We start from the raw sequence: 16,159 nt of genomic DNA on the forward strand, positions 1-16,159 counted from the left end.
TCCAGGAGTATTTAAACTGAACCCTATACAGTGCTAAAAATGATAGGAAATCTAAGCGGAATAGTTGATGAAGTGCGCAGTGACCACATAATCCTGAATGTGAATGATGTTGGCTATATGGTGTATCTTTCAGCCAAAACTTTAAATGCATGTTCCATCGGAAGTAGAGTTAAATTACTTATCGAAACCTATGCAAATAACAGAGAAAATGTCGCTCAGCTATATGGTTTTATAAGCAAAGAAGAACAGCAGTGCTTGAGGTTGCTTGTTAAAGTGAGCGGTGTTAGCTATAAAACTGCAATGTCAATTTTGAGTAAATTAACTCCAGAACAGCTGTTTTTGGCAATTATGAATGAGGATAAAGTAGCACTCAAGATGAGTGGCCTGGGCCAAAAACTCATAAATCGAATCATCACTGAATTAAGTGGCAAAGTGAGTAAATTAGAAATAAATAACAATAATTTTCATCCAATGAATGAAGATGCCCTTTCAGCATTGATCAATCTTGGGTATGAAAAAATGAAAGCTTATGATACGATAAAAAAAATACAAGACGAATCGTCAAATCTGGACACCAAGGATATTATTCGCATGGCGCTTAAGGAGCTCTCAACATTATGAAATCAATATCGTGCAGTAAAGAATATGCTGAAGATGCGCGCAATATCAACATCAGGCCTGAGCAACTTGATGATTTTGTCGGACAAAAAGACTTAATACAAAATTTAAAAGTATTTATAAATGCTGCAAAGACGAGAACTGAAGCTTTAGATCACGTTTTATTGTATGGTCCCCCAGGACTTGGCAAAACAACTTTAGCACAAATTGTTTCTAAAGAATTAAGGGTCAGCTTCCGCGCAACTTCTGGTCCTTTACTTAGTAAAGCTGGGGACTTGGCTGCAGTGCTTACCACTTTAAATGCAAAAGATGTCCTATTTATCGACGAAATCCATAGATTAAATCGCAACATTGAAGAAGTTTTATATACCGCTATGGAAGATTTTTGCCTGGACATATTATTAGGTGAAGGGCCATCTACTCGCACTTTAAGGATAGATCTACCACCATTTACATTAATCGGAGCAACAACACGGCTTGGATTACTTTCCGCGCCGCTGAGGGATCGTTTTGGTATCCCTTTGCATCTTGAATTTTATTCTTTTGAGGAGCTGGTTAATATTATAAAAAGAGGTGCAAGAGTTCTTTCTGCTGCAATTGAAGAGAATGCCGCACAGGAAATTGCCTGCCGTGCGCGTGGCACTCCAAGAATTGCTTTGAGATTACTTAGGAGAATAAGGGATTTTGTTGAAGTAAAAGACGATAAAAAAATCACTTATGAAGTCGCTGATTCTGTATTGCTAAAATTGGGTGTAGATAAAATGGGATTAAATAAATTAGATATGCATTATCTAAGATTTTTATTCAACACTTCAGGCCCTGTTGGGATTGACACTATATCTATTGCGCTATCTGAAGATGCCGGCAATATCGAGGAAACAGTGGAACCTTATTTAATCAAAATTAGTTTTGTAAAGCGGACACCAAGAGGGCGCGTTTTAACTGATCAAGCAAAGGAGCATTTGAACTTTCAACATTAGAAGCTTTGCCATAATTTATGTTGACTAATTGATATAATGCTCGTACGCTAGCATTATGTGTTAACAATAATGGAGGGTATATGTTAGGCAAGATTACAGAACTCTGGAAAAAGCTCTGGGAAAGCATTCCAGTTTTTCGCAATAAGGATAAAGTTAAAAGTCCTCATTTACCTATGGTGGAGAAACTTCCTTCTGATGATACAACTTTAAAACCGGATAAGAAAAAGCCAGAAGAGCATATTACCCTTCTAAGTAATAAAGCAAAGGAGAGCGGTAATTCTGATGAAACAAAAGGACTTTCTAGCGATTTGAGCACTCAGGATATACCTAAATCAACACCAGACAAGAATAAGCGTAAAATGTCGAGTTAGAAAGCGATGAAGAATGTAATAAGTTTTTTGCATTACAGAACAACCCTTCTACCAATACCACAAATCAAAAACCTTTTTCTCCGAAGAAAGGAGAATCTCAGTATCACTGCAAAGAGATTGTAGGCAAAATTGCTGACCAAATTAAATCAGAGATATCTGAAGGTATGAAAAATAATACCATAGGGGCCATAATGATAAAAGAGGGCAAAAGAGCAGTTGTGTTAAAAGTCAATAGAAAAATTGATGTAGCTGTGAATAAATACTTAAAGTTTGTGTGGACGTATTTATTCACAGCTACGCTAGTACTAGATAAAAGTAGAATTAGGACTATATTCCTCAGTGAACACTCTACCATCTCTTACTAAAGAGTTAGCAAGAATAAGTAATTTTCTCATGGCAGCAGTAGAAGCAACTTTATATGGTTTTTTGTATTGATCACATAGCCTATCAAAGAAGATTTTTATATAAGAATTGTACCTTTGTGCACTAAGAATACACATATACAAAACTGTTCTAATTTGCGATCTACCGCCTTGAATACACCTTTTTCCTTTACTAAAACCGCTGTCTCGATTAAATGGCGCAACTCCAGAAAGGCTAGATATTTCTTTATGCTTAAGAGTTCCTAGTTCTGGCATGTAACAGATCATAGTAATAGCCAAGGTTTTACCGGCACCTGGTATACTAGTTATTGATATGTATTTTTTTTAAGCTCTTGACTTTGATCAACTAATGCCATCATTTCATCTTCCAAGATTTGAATTTGATTTTGTAAAATTACAAGCAACTCTTCTATTTGTTTAATGATGGATACATCAGTTATCTGATGAGCTTGAGTTTTTTGTATCTTTGCCATTTCCACTAGTTGATTTCTGCGAGATAATTTTTGCTTTAAACAGTCAATATTACTAACTTTTAAAGGAATAACACGCATGTCTGTATTATTAATATAACGTAAAATGATACTGCAGTCTATTTTATCAGTTTTTGTAGTAATACCAAGGCTTTTAGCATAGTCTCTCACCCACCTTGGTTGAATGACGTACACCTCAAAACCATTGCTTAGTAAAGTATAGGCACATAATTTTTCGTATCCACCAGTTGCCTCAAGACCAACTTTGGTTACATTATGCAAACGTAAAAAGTCCAGTATTTCATCAATGGATTGTACATTGTTTTCAAATATTTTATAATGCTCAAGTGGGTGAATGTGGATATCTAATTTACTTTTGCTAACATCAATGCCAGCAATAATGTTTGATGAATTCATAATTCCTCCGTAGATGTTGATAAACAATATATACTGTATTTTCCACCCTTATATACGAGCCTAAAAACTCAATCAGTTGTTCGGAACTTCAGTATAATAAACAGAGAAGAGAACCTTGCTCCACCGCGGTCCTTATGACCAAGAAGGGAAACGGCTCCTCTTCTCTGTGTGTCTTTAATATCACTATTTTGATATTTATAAAGACTTGTTCTTAACATATAAGAAGGGAATGTTGTTTACCCTTCCGTGAGAGTTGTGTTGAATGTTAGTAAAGAAGGGGTAGATATAGCTAAACTTCTAAGTGGTGATATATGTAAAAAGTATAAGGTCAAAACAATTACATTTTGTCATCCTAATCAAGAAAAAAAGAGAGGGGCATGTTGCTATATTAATGATAATGGGGAAAGAGTTTATGAAGTAATTAGTGAATTATATGAAATGACTTTAAAGTGGTATGTTGATGGAAAAGAATGTAAAATTAATATTCACGATAATGCTCAGATAGACCTGATTGAGAGTAATGGTGTTACTAAAGAGCAGCTAACTGCAAACAATGTGAAAATAGGAAGGCAATATGAAGCACAGCCTTTATATGAAGCATTAGCATCACAATTGCCACAAACACAATTACAACAAAGTTCTGAAGAAGTAAAATCTTGGAGCAACTTTCAACAGATGTAACAGAGAGCACAACACAAAAGCATCAAGCTCCTGCTGCTCAAATGAGTAAGTAAGAAAAAACAAAAGTAATAATTAGTATAAGTTGCTTGCACCTGCAAGTAACTTATACTCTTATAATGAGCAACATAATACTACCAAGAAATTTCTACGAGCGGCCGACCTTAACTGTAGCTGGAGAGTTATTGGGAAAAGTCCTTAAATTTTCTAACTTTAGTGGAATAATAACCGAAGTTGAAGCCTATATAGGAATGAATGACCCAGCTTGTCACGCGGCAAGAGGCTATACTAACCGAACCTCAGTAATGTTTGGTATGCCGGGGTTTTCATACGTGTATTTTATATATGGAATGTATTACTGTTTAAATATTGTAACAGAAGCAGAAGAGTTCCCAGCGGCAGTGTTAATACGGGGATTAAAGCTCATTGAACCGCTTGAAGCAAACTTAGGCGGACCAGGAATATTGTGCAAAAGATTAAACATTACAAAAGAACATAATAAGCAAGACCTTACTATAAGGCACGAATTTTGTGTTTATGAATCTCACCTTAAACCAGATTATGTTTGCACTCCGAGAATCGGAATTAGTAAAGGCCAAGAGAAATTTTGGCGGTTTAAGATTTTCCAAATTTAAGATCTTGCGTAGACTATTTGCCAATCGGATAATCACCAGTGAAACAAGCATCGCAATATTGTGGTGTAGCATTGTTACGCACCTCTCCTTTAACAGCCTGATATAGTCCATCAATACTCAAGAAGGCTAGGCTATCTACTCCTATAACTTCCTTAATTTCCTCTACAGATTTATTTGCAGCAATTAAATCTTTGCACTCTGGCGTATCTATTCCATAAAAACAAGAATGCTTAATTGGTGGGCTTGAAATTTTGAGGTGAATCTCTTTTACTCCTGCATCCTTTAGCATAACTATTATATTTGTTAACGTACTACCACGGACTATACTATCATCTATTAAAATTATGTTTTTACCTTTCAAAGTGTGCTTATTAGCATTGAATTTTAATTTTATTCTAACTTTACGTACTTCAGCGGTTGGTTGTATAAAAGTTCTTCCTATGTAATGATTACGAATTATCCCCAGTTCCATAGGTAATCCTGAATGCTTTGCATATCCAATAGCTGCAGGTATTCCAGAATCAGGTATTGGTACAACCATATCTACATTGTTTTTTGGTGGGCTCTCTTCTGCAAGTATTCTTCCTATTTCTTTTCTTATATCATATATGGACCTATTCTCCATTATGCTGTCTGGTCTCGAAAAGTAAACGTATTCAAAAATACAAAAACTTGATTTTTGCTCTGGGAAAGGAAACATTGAGGCTAGCTTACTATCCGAACTGATGGTAACTAATTCGCCTGGTTCTATTTCTCTAACAAACTCTGCATTTATTATATCAAGAGCACAAGTTTCAGATGCAAGAACGTAAGAACCGTTTAACTTTCCTAAAACAAGAGGCCTGATTCCAGATGGATCACGTACTCCAATAACTACTTCTTGATTGATTGCCACAAAAGAATAAGCACCTTGTATTTGCTTTAATGCATATATAAAACTCTCTAAAAAGCTATCTTTTTCACCTCTTGCTGTCAGATGCACTACTACTTCTGTATCAATATCTGACTGAAAAACGCACTCTTGTTTAATCAATTGTTCGCGTATCGGAGAAATATTAATTAAATTACCATTATGTGCTATGGCGAAATCCCCAAATTTGCCACTTTTGCTAAACATGGGCTGCACTCCAAATTTATTACCACTTGTTGAGTATCGAACATGACCTATTGCACAATCTCCAGGTAAGGATTTCTTTATTTCATCTATATCATCAAATACGCTGCTCACTTGACCTTGAAAGTGATAAGAGTGCAGCTTATCGTTGTTACTGGTTACTACGCCAAAAGACTCTTGACCTCTATGCTGCAAAGCGTGGAGAGCAAGTATAGAGTTAAAAGCAGCACTTTGGTTGCAACTTATGCCAAATACCCCACATTCCTCACGCATTTCATCTAGCATAAAAACTATTAAGTAAAGTTTAATTTTACTTTAGCATAGGTAAAATACAAGCATTTTGTTGTTCATCTGCTTTTATTGCCAGCAATAATCCTATGCATATCAAGCTTGCAGCAGTTGTACTTCCTCCATAGGAAAGAAATGGCAGTGGATCTCCTATCACAGGCAAGAGGCCTATTGACATTCCAATGTTTATAAAAAAATGAGCGCTAAAAAAGGCGAAAATGCCGATAGATACTGACTTAGAAAAATAATTTTTCGACCTATAAGCGGTAGAGAAAATTATGCCAAGTAATGAGGTATAAAGCAAAATTAAAGCCATGCTACCTAAAAAGCCCCACTCCTCACTCAGCACTGCAAAAGCAAAATCTGTACGCTTTTCCGGCAAAAATCCAAGTTGAGTTTGACTTCCGTTAACAAAGCCCTTACCAAGCAAACCTCCTGAACCAATAGCTATCTGAGATTGCTGTGCATTATAACCTATTCCAAGTGGATCCACTGATGAATCCAAAAACGACAATATCCTTTGCTTGTGATAAGGACGTAAAAAAGGCCAAATAGCAGGTACTGCAAAAATGCCAAGCGTCCCACAAATTACTAAATGAGCTCTTTTTATTACTGCTGTGAATATAATTGATGCTCCTATAAACAACATTATCACAGCTGTGCCTAAATTAGGTTGCTTTAACACCAAGAATACAGGCAAGAAAATAATTATTACCGCCTTAAGCAATCTTTTAAATTCCATCATTTTATACACACTTTGCTTATCAAAATAACGAGCAAGTGCAAGTATTAAGCCTACTTTTGCAAATTCTGATGGTTGCAAACTAATTGATCCAATTCTTATCCACCTCGTCGCACCCATTATGTGCGAGCCAAAAAAATTTACTGCTAATAGCGAAATCGCTGCTGCTATATAAAAAAAGTAGGCGTGCTCCAAATAAAAATCTAACTCTATGAATGACATAGCTATAGCGAGTAGGAAAAAGAAGGAAAATATGACTATTTGGTGAATTGCAAATGGTACCCACTTCCCTCCAGCAGAAGAGTATTGAACAGCAATGCCAATGCAAAACAGCGCTATCACGTTAATGACTAATAACCAATGAATCTTCTTCAGCCTATCCACACTTATAACCTTAAAGTATAGTAAAATATGAAACAAAGATAAAAATCAAAAAACCAACTTCTCAACTACTAACCGAATTGGAGTGCTATATATTCCAGTTACTATTGTTAAAGCTGCCATGAACAATAGACAGAAAAGCATAGGAAATGGCACATCATTAATTTTGCCTAGTGTCATTCCAGCGCTTGATGCTGCACTATTTTCAAAATACATTTTCTCTACCATCTTCCACATGTATATTAGTGCAAGAAAAGAACCGGCAGCAAAAGCTATCAGGGAAATCCACGCGCGAGATTCTATAACTGCTTTCATTATATACCATTTGCTTACAAAGCCATTTGTTAGCGGCACACCGACTAATGCTAAACTAAGTAGAATAAACGCAAGTGCTGTATAAGGCATTGATTTCTTGAGTCCCGATAAATTCTCTATTTTTGTTGTATCAAATTTGTAAGAAGCACATCCTGCAGCCATGAATAAAGATGTTTTTATTATGCTGTGGTTTACTATGTGAAGAATTGCTGCAAATACGCCTGTTTTTGAGTTAAAACTCAGTGCTAAAATTATATAACCAATTTGGCTGACACTAGAATTAGCAAGCAGTCTTCTTATATCTTTTGCAGTTATTGCAGATATTGACCCAAATATAACAGCGCAAAGTGCGAGGATAATTATCACGTTGCTTAGTGATGGTTTAAATAAGAAGAAATTCTGATGGAAAACAGTATAGAAGATCCTAATGAAAACATATATCATCACTTTTGTCACTGTGCCTGAAAAGAATATGCTAATGAAACTTGGCGCCTCACTATATGCATTAATCAGCCACCTGCTTAATGGAAACAGTGCCATTTTAATTGAGAGACCAACAAAAATGAACAATGTACCAAGTTTTATGATGTTGTTATCGTATAATGGAACTATTCTTTCAGCCATGTCAGACATATTGAGCGTTCCTGTCATGGAGTACAAAAGCCCAACACCAAACAAGTAAAACGTTGCCCCTATAGTGCCACTAATTAGATATTCAAATGCTGCAACCAAGGCTTTTTTATCTCTCCCCATTGAAACTAATACATAAGAAGAAAGAGATGAAATTTCCAAAAAAACATAAAGATTGAATATGTCGTTTGTTACTAGAATCCCGAGCAGTCCGCTTAAGCACAGTAGAAATAGAGAGTAAAAACCAGTGATTTTGTTTTTGCTAATTTCTTTTTCGTTAATATAAAAGCTATAAAGCACGCTAATCAGCGCTATAAAATTCACCAAAGTTAGAATCAAGGAGTTTAACACGTCGATTCTTAACTCTATTCCATGCGGAGGAGCCCAATTTCCAAGGTGATAAGTTATAATCTCGCCTTTATATGTTTTAACGAGTAGTATCGATGAAATGATAAGAGTGATTGTTGTTGCAATAAAAGAAATAAACCAAGATACCTTGTGTTTCTTGGTAAGAAAGCAAAACATTGATGCAATTATTGGTATAATAACTTGTAAAATTGGTAATTGCATTAAATTGTTGTTAATATATCGTTAAAGTATTAGTATATATAATACTTTTTGTTTTAATACTCTTATGTTATCTAAAATTTGTAACGCAATAAAACGCCTATTACGAAGAGAAGATAAATTTGTAGGAAGAGATGAAAATGGAAATTCTTACTATGAATCAAGTAAAGGAAAAAGGTGGGTTATGTATAGCAGTGTTTCTGAGCCTACAACAGTGCCTCCGGAATGGCATATATGGCTTCACTATACTGATAATGTAGTACCAGTTAATAATAAAAAAAGAAAAGTAAAACATACTCCTAATTTAACGGGTACAAAAGATGCATACTATCCAAACCAAAAAGTGAAAAATTACTATAAAAGCTGGAGTCCTGATAACTAAAGATGCGAAGGTCAAATATACTTGAAATAACCGCTGGATTATTTGTATTAATTTTTACTATTTTTCTGATTTTCTTTGCTATTGATAAGCTATCTTACATAAAGAAAAACTATAAGGATTGCTATAAAATATATGGTCTTTTTGCTAACGCTAACGGTATAGGAGTTGGTGATAGTGTCAAGATCTCTGGTGTGGACGTTGGAAGCATAACTGGTGTGTCACTTGACAAAGCTACCTACATAGCACGAATCGATATGTGCGTAAGCCGGGATATAAAGTTGCCAGTTGATAGCTCAGCTCTGATCACTAGCAGTGGAGTTGTTGGCAGTAAATTTGTTAATATATCACCTGGATCAGATATTAAACTAATCTTGCACGGTGGTAAAATAGAGTATACTCAAGCTGAAGCAAATATGGGTGGAATAATGGACAGAATTCTTGGTATGTTTACGAAGTGAAAATAGCAGGATTCCAAGTATATCCGTTCAGGTGAAGCCTCCTGTAGTTCTAAAGTATTTAAGGAGTTTCCCTTATTTCTTGCCTTTTCTACCCCTTGCTAACCTATAATTGGGGTTTATAGTACAGCTTAACAGTTGCAGTGTATGTCTATCAATGATAAAATGAAGATTAATTTATTTCGATATTATGATTGGTTTACTGTTTGCCGTACTGTTGTTTTTTTGTGGTAGTGATGCACTTGCAAAACAGGAGCCACGTTCAATAGCTGGAGATAATCACATAAAGGTAATAAATTATAACCCACAAGCTATACATAAGTATACGGGTTTTTATGGTTATCAATCCAGCATATTGTTTGAACCAGGGGAGGTAATACAAAACCTTTCAATGGGTGATTCAACTGGTTGGCAACTCCTTCCTCAAGGTAACAGATTGTTTATTAAGCCTATAGATGATATTGCCGATACTAACGCAACTATAATTACCAATAAAAGAGTTTATTACTTTGAACTTCATGCTGAAGAAGCAACTGGACTAGATGATCCAAAATTAGCATATGAAGTAAGGTTTCTTTATCCACTATTTAGCAGTGATGAGATTTACACAACAAATAACGGCGATATCTTCGAACAAGCTAGTCATACCATTATTCCTGATACAAACGACATTGAAATTGTAAAGAAGGGCTTAAATTTTAATTATTCCATCTCGCACGTTAAAGGCAGTCAGTCAATAGTACCTATTAAGGTTTTTGATGACGGAAAATTTACATATTTACAATTCAATAAAATAAACTCTGATTTCCCGGCAGTTTTTATGGTTGATTCCGCAGGGTATGAGTCTTTAGTAAACTTCCGTACAGCTGACAACTACCTGATAATCGAAAGGGTGAGTTCAGTGTTTACCTTAAGGAACGGATCAAGTACAGTTTGCCTATTTAATGAAAACATGCCTTTCAAAAAAGGTAAGTGATTAAAGGCTATAATGCCCGAGATATGGGTGCAAAGTTTTTTCTATGATGTTCTGTAATTCCATAAAGGCCAATAGCGTTAAGGTGCTCTTTTGTCCCATATCCTTTATTTTTATACCAATTATATTCAGGATGCTTATTGTGCAATTCTTGCATAAGCCGATCTCTTGTAACTTTTGCAACGATTGAAGCTGCTGCAATTGATGTACTCAAATTATCACCATTTACTATGGATTTCACTTGCCATTTCACTTCAGGTGGTTGATTACCATCAACTAGCACATAATCTAATTCTAGGTCCAGATCTATCAACGCACGTTTCATTGAAAGTTTTGTTGCTTGCAAGATATTGTATGAATTTACTTCTTCTACGCTTGCCATTCCTATACCAAATTTTGCAACGGATGTTATTTTTTCATATAGGACTTGCCTACATTGAGGAGTCAACTTTTTCGAGTCGTTGATTCCATCAATAGTTGTATTTCTATCAATAAACACTACGGCTGCGGATATTACTGGACCAGCTAGCGGGCCTCTTCCAACTTCATCCACTCCTGCTATCACTCCTGATAATTTATTTTCTAATGTAAAGTCTGGGTATTTCATAGGTTTTTATAATAAGAAAGTTATAGTAAAAACTGAACAGATAATAGAAATTATCCAAAGTTTCATAACGATTACATTTTCTGACCATCCCTTTTTCTCAAAGTGATGGTGTATTGGTGCCATAAGAAAAACTCTTTTTCCTTCTCCATATTTAAACTTTGTATATTTAAAATGTGATATCTGAATAATAACAGATAGAGTCTCTATTACAAAGATTATTCCAATAACGGCAAAAAGCATTTCTCTTTTAATTAGGACACTAGTTAATCCTAAAGCTGCACCTACCGACAAGCTACCAACATCACCCATAAATATTTTTGCTGGATGTGTGTTAAACCACAAGAAACTTAAAATAGCTCCTATAAATGCAATGCAGAATAAAGTAATATTCATATCTGCTTGAGTTATATATGCAATTAGCCCCAAAAAAGCAAAGGAAGTGATGACTTGAGTTGCAGCAAGGCCATCCAAACCATCTGTGAGATTCACAGCATTAGCAGAGCCGACAATTACAAACGCAGCAAATGGGACATATAGATAGCCAAAATCAATTATTACTCCTTTAAATAGGGACGTTTTTGTAAAACCTTCAGCAGAGTATAGCTTAAGTATAGACATACTAACCAGAGTTACAATAAACTGAATAAGTATTTTGGTTTTTGCACTTAAACCTCGATAGTGATTTGTCTTCAATTTTAAATAATCATCAATAAATCCAAGTAGAGCAAAAAATAGAGTTATCAATATCAGCAGCAAAATTTCTGGTGTTAACTGAGCCCAGAGTAAAATTGGTAATAAAGAAGAAATCAGTATTATTATTCCTCCCATAGGTGGTACATTCTTTTTTGTTATTAAATGACTTTCTGGTCCACATGATCTAATTGGTTGCCCATCTTTACTTATTTTTTTTAGAAGCTTTATAAAATAGGGAAAAAGAATAAATCCAAAAACAAATGAGGTAAAAAATACTTTTGTAGCTAAGATCATCTGCTTACTTAAATTGACTAAGTGTCATACCACCTATAGCTAATAAAGTCAACTTCTGTCATCCTATAGCCTGACCCACAACTGTACGAACATTGTGCTACCAGAAGGGCAATGCCTCTTATCCAAGTACCCTCTTCTTGTCATCCCAGTCTGGAATCCAGTTTTCCATATAATCTCATCAAAAATGTTTATTTTCTAGCTACTTTTTATACTTATCAACTCAGTAATATAGTTATAAAATAATTGTTACACTTGAATTTCTTTCTGGTTTCTGTTGTCATCATAACATTAAAAACACTTTAAGAAAGCTGCTTAGTTAAATTAACTTGGACAAGTAAATAGCAGCTTTGCAGCCTGTTTTTATGAATGAAGATAAAATGTTGTAGCCAAATGCGCTTTCAGCATTGTGCTGAATTGCAATATCTCTGTGTTCTAGCTCCTCATCGCGGAATTTACTTATAGTTTCTCTTAATTCCCCATCTTCTAAATGTGAAACTTGCTCTTTGTAGTGCTCCCCTATAACTTCTTCAACTGCAGCAGTGCAAGCCATAGCAGCTTTTTTGCCCATAATGGCAGTTGCAACGCCAAGTGATACTCCTAAAACACGCCAAACTGGCAACAAAACAGTAGGACGAACTTTTTGCTCTTTAATTTTCTCATTAAAATAGTGAAAATGCTTTTTTTCCTGCTCTTCCATTTCAATTATTTCATTGATTATAGAAGATTTTTTAAGAATAAATTTTTGACCAGAATAAATGCAAATAGCTCCATATTCCCCAGCATGATTTACTCTAATTGCCTGTTGCAAGAACTGATTGTTGCTGCACCTTAAATTATTTAGATTTCTTTCTTTCTCCACAATACACCTTACCTGATACGAACAGAGCTGCTATGAGATAAATTAAATTCCATGTTGCTAAGGAAACACCTAGAACGTAATGAGGTATGTCACAAGATGGAGAGTAATTAGGATTTAGTAGATTATTTCTGAGCTCTTCTATACTAACGTTACCACTTGCTTGCTCTGTACAACCTAAAACATCATGAAATAAGTGGAGTTCAAGGCCTACATGATAAAAAGATATTACTGCACCTATGAGGTAGCTACAAAACATTGCATAGATTAGAATTTTGTTGTCTTTAAGCATGCATATTACTGCAAGTAACCCTGCAACATAGTAAACTACCCGCTCGTATGTACATAACTTGCATGGCAGCATGTTGAAAAAATATTCTAGCACATATGCAAAAATTAGAGCAAAAACACTTGATAGCAGAAAGATTGTAGGAATTCTCGAGTTATCACACACGACTTTAAGTAAATTATCCCTGAAAGTATAAAGTAGAATATTCATTTTGCATAGGGATTTTTATTTTTTTTCAAAAGTAATCTGACTGGCACGCCTTCAGCAAAGAAATTTTTTCTAAGGTCATTAATTAAATAGCGTTTGTAACTTTCATCAACACTTTCAGGTATGTTACATATCAAAGAAAAAGCTGGAGGTTTAGTACCAATTTGAGCGATATACTTCATTTTAACTGCTTTGCCTTTTACAAGCGGGTGAGAGTGCCTATCTAAAGCATCAATTAGCCACTTATTCAGTTTTGCAGTGCTGACTTTCTTGTTTAAAGATTCACTCACTTCAAGACACTTATCTATCACATCGCCGCAGCGCATGCCTTTCAATGCAGAAATTGTTACAATTGGCACTTCCAAGAATAACCGAGTCACTTCCTGTTGTTTGACAAATTTTATTAACTTACTTCTGTCATCCTTACCTATTAAATCCCACTTATTTAAAACAACAATAGTCCCTTTCCCTCCCTTAATTGCAGCTTCACCAATTGATAAATCCTGCTGCTCAATACCAACTAAGGAGTCTAGCATTAAAACTACCACATGAGAGCGCTTGATTGATTCTAAGCTTTTTTCAACAAATCTTGATTCTAAGTTATCTATAACATTCGCCTTTCTGCGGATTCCTGCAGTATCAATGAGAGTAATTAGCTCCCCATTATGATCATATATAATATCTACAGAATCACGTGTGGTGCCTGGCTCTGAACTTGTTATTAGTCTGTTTTCTGTAAGTAAGCTGTTTAAAAAAGTTGACTTGCCTACGTTTGGGCGACCGATTATCGAAATTCTTAATTTACCGGACTCATTAGAGCTCTTATTGTCATCCCAGTGTTTGACACTGGGATCCATACTATTTTTTTTCTGGATTCCAGTGTCAAGCACTGGAATGACACCGAAAGGAGGACTATTTGCACTGATATTTTCAATAACACTAGCCAACGCATCATAAAGATCAACCATACCAAGATTATGTTCGGCAGAGATATACACCGGGCCAAGAAAATCAAAAAACTGCAAATAATCAACATTTTCGGATTTATGACTCTCACATTTATTTGCTATGAGGATTACAGGTTTATTCATTTTTCTCTTTAGCCACTTTGCAAATTCTTTGTTTCGCTCATTTTGCACTTTTGCATCAACAAGAAAGAAAATGATGTTTGAATTGGATAGAGAAAATTCTATTTGTTCAATAACTTGTAGTGAAAAATTAGTTTGGTCGTTCCATCCTCCTGTATCTATAACTTTAAACTCCAAATCGCTAATTCTCCCTATTCCCTCACGTCTATCCCTTGTCACTCCTGGAATATTACTTACCACTGCCGCTTTTCTTCCCACCAATCTGTTAAAAAGGGTCGATTTTCCAGCATTTGGTAGACCTACTATAGCGATTTTTAGCATAATTTAAGGGCATCTTCTATGTAAAGTAGATTATAACTAAAATTTTTCAATTTAACTATTGACTTTATAGATCACGCGAGCATACTATAATTAGAATTTCTTGTTTTATTATGTCAGGTAGGGGGATATATGAAAGTTCAAGATATACAAAAGCATAATGTGACAGATGAGGGGTATCATACTCGTGCTTCTACTCCTATTAATCGTACTCATCTTGAAGATGATATGCTTGATACAACTTCATTACCTGAATTGCCTATAACAGAAGAGAATAGTGAATTATACGAAACGTGCCAAGGTGAACAGGATATAGAAGATGAACTTGAAGGTTCAGAAGTAATGTCGGAACTTCCATTAGATGGAACAATATATGAACAAGTTGATGAACGTATGAAAGAAAATATCTCGAATGTATTGGAAGCTATATATCAAGCTTCTAGGTTATTTATTGCTAAGCAACTGACTAGGGAACAAATGATAGAGGAATGGATAAAATCTGTAGAACTTGGAGAAAGTCAAAAGATCATGTTTGGCATGCCGGAATATATATTCTTCGAAGATTTATCAATAATAGATACTCTGGTATATTATATGAACGGGCAAAAGAAGTGCGAGTTGTCCACTGATGGGAGATATCAACTAGATCTTCTTTCATCAAAAATATCCGATCTAGTTTTAACAGGCACTTATGTGAGTGAGGAACCTTTGCAATTCTTACCACCAGATTTGATAGAAAAACGTAGCAACTATTTATCGAGCCTAAAACAAATTGTATGTGACAGCATTGAAAAAGATGGAGAAGAAAATGTGATAAAAGATATTATAGTAGAAAGAGATAATAAACTTTATTGTATACAGTGTCCAGAAGCAAGCATTGTGACTCCTGCAAAATTCCTGAGTAATCCAGAATTTCAAAATTTAGATGGAGTATTAAAGATCGGGGAAGGAGATGATGTAATACGAATACAAGATGGAAAATATCATGATATAAAGGGCAGCTTACAGATGACTTTTCCAATAAGCAACAGTGAAAAGATTGTAATGACTCTATCTTCTGAAAAGGCTGACAAACCAGAAAATGCCTCAAGCTTTGGCAAAATAATAGTACATATGGATGATAAAAGTTGTGAAATCTTCTCAAAGTACCTAAAAGAGCTAGAAAAAGAACCTCGTATAAGCAAGGTTGTTGAAGCTGCTAAAAGTTTTGTCGAAGAGAGAAAAGGGAAACAAAGTGAGCCATTTAGTGTTCTGGAGGAAGTTAGTATATCAAAGTGTTCTCATTTTAATCACCAACGTTAAGGTTAAAGTTTTAATAATTGTTATACACATACACTGTTGCCACATGCAATAGTGTATGTGTATAGTAGTAGAGTTTGTAAACTTAATAAAGTCTACAACTAATTTG

At 35.0% G+C, this 16,159-nt stretch carries 19 protein-coding genes; 9 read left to right on the forward strand and 10 right to left on the reverse strand.

The annotated features are described in order from the left end of the window. Positions 1-39 precede the first annotated feature (39 nt). From ruvA to NHG98_RS04720, 3 genes are all read left to right on the forward strand, one after another. On the forward strand, positions 40-621 hold the full coding sequence (ruvA, locus tag NHG98_RS04710; RefSeq protein ID WP_096560616.1) for a Holliday junction branch migration protein RuvA: 582 nt from the start codon (positions 40-42) through the stop codon (positions 619-621). Continuing rightward, positions 618-1,598, forward strand: a complete 981-nt coding sequence (ruvB, locus tag NHG98_RS04715) for a Holliday junction branch migration DNA helicase RuvB (RefSeq protein WP_096560617.1) — start codon at positions 618-620, stop codon at positions 1,596-1,598. The genes ruvA and ruvB overlap by 4 nt, the downstream gene beginning before the upstream one ends. Before the next feature lie 80 nt (positions 1,599-1,678). Continuing rightward, entirely contained in the window at positions 1,679-1,969 is a 291-nt protein-coding gene (locus NHG98_RS04720) for a hypothetical protein (protein WP_096560618.1), read from the forward strand. A 305-nt stretch (positions 1,970-2,274) separates the two neighbouring features. Here NHG98_RS04720 and NHG98_RS04725 read toward each other — a convergent pair whose 3' ends face one another. Together NHG98_RS04725 and NHG98_RS04730 are read right to left on the reverse strand one after the other, a co-directional pair. Next, a complete protein-coding gene (locus NHG98_RS04725; RefSeq protein ID WP_259245338.1) occupies positions 2,275-2,631 on the reverse strand; it encodes a transposase in 357 nt (118 codons plus the stop codon). 26 nt (positions 2,632-2,657) lie between these two features. Then, a complete protein-coding gene (locus tag NHG98_RS04730) occupies positions 2,658-3,239 on the reverse strand; it encodes an IS110 family transposase (RefSeq protein WP_259245339.1) in 582 nt (193 codons plus the stop codon). A 258-nt stretch (positions 3,240-3,497) separates the two neighbouring features. Between NHG98_RS04730 and NHG98_RS04735 the strand changes: the two genes are divergently transcribed. Both NHG98_RS04735 and NHG98_RS04740 read left to right on the forward strand, forming a co-directional pair. Continuing rightward, complete coding sequence (locus NHG98_RS04735) at positions 3,498-3,920, forward strand: hypothetical protein (protein WP_259245340.1); 423 nt, start codon at positions 3,498-3,500, stop codon at positions 3,918-3,920. A 116-nt stretch (positions 3,921-4,036) separates the two neighbouring features. Then, positions 4,037-4,552, forward strand: coding sequence for a DNA-3-methyladenine glycosylase (locus NHG98_RS04740; RefSeq protein WP_096560620.1), 516 nt, complete (start codon positions 4,037-4,039; stop codon positions 4,550-4,552). Positions 4,553-4,565: 13 nt separating this feature from the next. Here the strand turns inward: NHG98_RS04740 and purF are convergent, their stop codons facing one another. From purF to NHG98_RS04755, 3 genes are read right to left on the reverse strand one after another with little or no spacing between them, the layout of a single operon-like run. After that, complete coding sequence (gene purF, locus NHG98_RS04745) at positions 4,566-5,951, reverse strand: amidophosphoribosyltransferase (RefSeq protein WP_096641485.1); 1,386 nt, start codon at positions 5,949-5,951, stop codon at positions 4,566-4,568. Between the two features lie 25 nt (positions 5,952-5,976). Beyond that, positions 5,977-7,080 carry a rod shape-determining protein RodA gene (rodA, locus tag NHG98_RS04750; protein ID WP_096641484.1) on the reverse strand — a complete coding sequence of 368 codons (1,104 nt, stop codon included), beginning with the start codon at positions 7,078-7,080 and terminating at the stop codon, positions 5,977-5,979. 45 nt (positions 7,081-7,125) lie between these two features. Then, on the reverse strand, positions 7,126-8,592 hold the full coding sequence (locus NHG98_RS04755) for a proton-conducting transporter transmembrane domain-containing protein (RefSeq protein WP_096641483.1): 1,467 nt from the start codon (positions 8,590-8,592) through the stop codon (positions 7,126-7,128). Between the two features lie 64 nt (positions 8,593-8,656). Between NHG98_RS04755 and NHG98_RS04760 the strand changes: the two genes are divergently transcribed. From NHG98_RS04760 to virB9, 3 genes are all read left to right on the forward strand, one after another. Further along, positions 8,657-8,971: an NADH-ubiquinone oxidoreductase subunit NDUFA12 family protein gene (locus NHG98_RS04760; RefSeq protein ID WP_007548590.1), complete on the forward strand. Its 315-nt coding sequence runs from the start codon at positions 8,657-8,659 to the stop codon at positions 8,969-8,971. A gap of 2 nt (positions 8,972-8,973) precedes the next feature. Then, a complete protein-coding gene (gene mlaD, locus NHG98_RS04765) occupies positions 8,974-9,429 on the forward strand; it encodes an outer membrane lipid asymmetry maintenance protein MlaD (RefSeq protein WP_096676800.1) in 456 nt (151 codons plus the stop codon). Positions 9,430-9,616: 187 nt separating this feature from the next. Further along, positions 9,617-10,402 carry a P-type conjugative transfer protein VirB9 gene (gene virB9, locus NHG98_RS04770; RefSeq protein ID WP_096641481.1) on the forward strand — a complete coding sequence of 262 codons (786 nt, stop codon included), beginning with the start codon at positions 9,617-9,619 and terminating at the stop codon, positions 10,400-10,402. A gap of 7 nt (positions 10,403-10,409) precedes the next feature. Here virB9 and NHG98_RS04775 read toward each other — a convergent pair whose 3' ends face one another. The 5 genes from NHG98_RS04775 to der all read right to left on the reverse strand — a co-directional run bounded on the left by NHG98_RS04775 (position 10,410) and on the right by der (position 14,754). Then, a complete protein-coding gene (locus NHG98_RS04775) occupies positions 10,410-11,006 on the reverse strand; it encodes a ribonuclease HII (protein WP_096676798.1) in 597 nt (198 codons plus the stop codon). A 6-nt stretch (positions 11,007-11,012) separates the two neighbouring features. Next, positions 11,013-11,993, reverse strand: a complete 981-nt coding sequence (gene mraY / locus NHG98_RS04780) for a phospho-N-acetylmuramoyl-pentapeptide-transferase (protein ID WP_096641480.1) — start codon at positions 11,991-11,993, stop codon at positions 11,013-11,015. Between the two features lie 316 nt (positions 11,994-12,309). After that, complete coding sequence (locus NHG98_RS04785) at positions 12,310-12,852, reverse strand: demethoxyubiquinone hydroxylase family protein (protein WP_096641479.1); 543 nt, start codon at positions 12,850-12,852, stop codon at positions 12,310-12,312. After that, entirely contained in the window at positions 12,827-13,348 is a 522-nt protein-coding gene (locus NHG98_RS04790; RefSeq protein ID WP_259245341.1) for a disulfide bond formation protein B, read from the reverse strand. Before NHG98_RS04790 ends, NHG98_RS04785 begins: the two co-directional genes overlap by 26 nt. Further along, positions 13,345-14,754, reverse strand: coding sequence for a ribosome biogenesis GTPase Der (gene der / locus NHG98_RS04795; protein WP_096641478.1), 1,410 nt, complete (start codon positions 14,752-14,754; stop codon positions 13,345-13,347). The genes NHG98_RS04790 and der overlap by 4 nt, the downstream gene beginning before the upstream one ends. A gap of 129 nt (positions 14,755-14,883) precedes the next feature. On the opposite strand from der, the gene NHG98_RS04800 reads away from it, so the two are divergent. Beyond that, on the forward strand, positions 14,884-16,053 hold the full coding sequence (locus NHG98_RS04800) for a hypothetical protein (protein ID WP_096641477.1): 1,170 nt from the start codon (positions 14,884-14,886) through the stop codon (positions 16,051-16,053). Positions 16,054-16,159 lie beyond the last annotated feature (106 nt).

It is taken from the genome of Wolbachia endosymbiont of Aedes albopictus (genome assembly GCF_024804185.1).
GTDB classification, from domain to species: Bacteria; Pseudomonadota; Alphaproteobacteria; order Rickettsiales; family Anaplasmataceae; genus Wolbachia; species Wolbachia pipientis_B.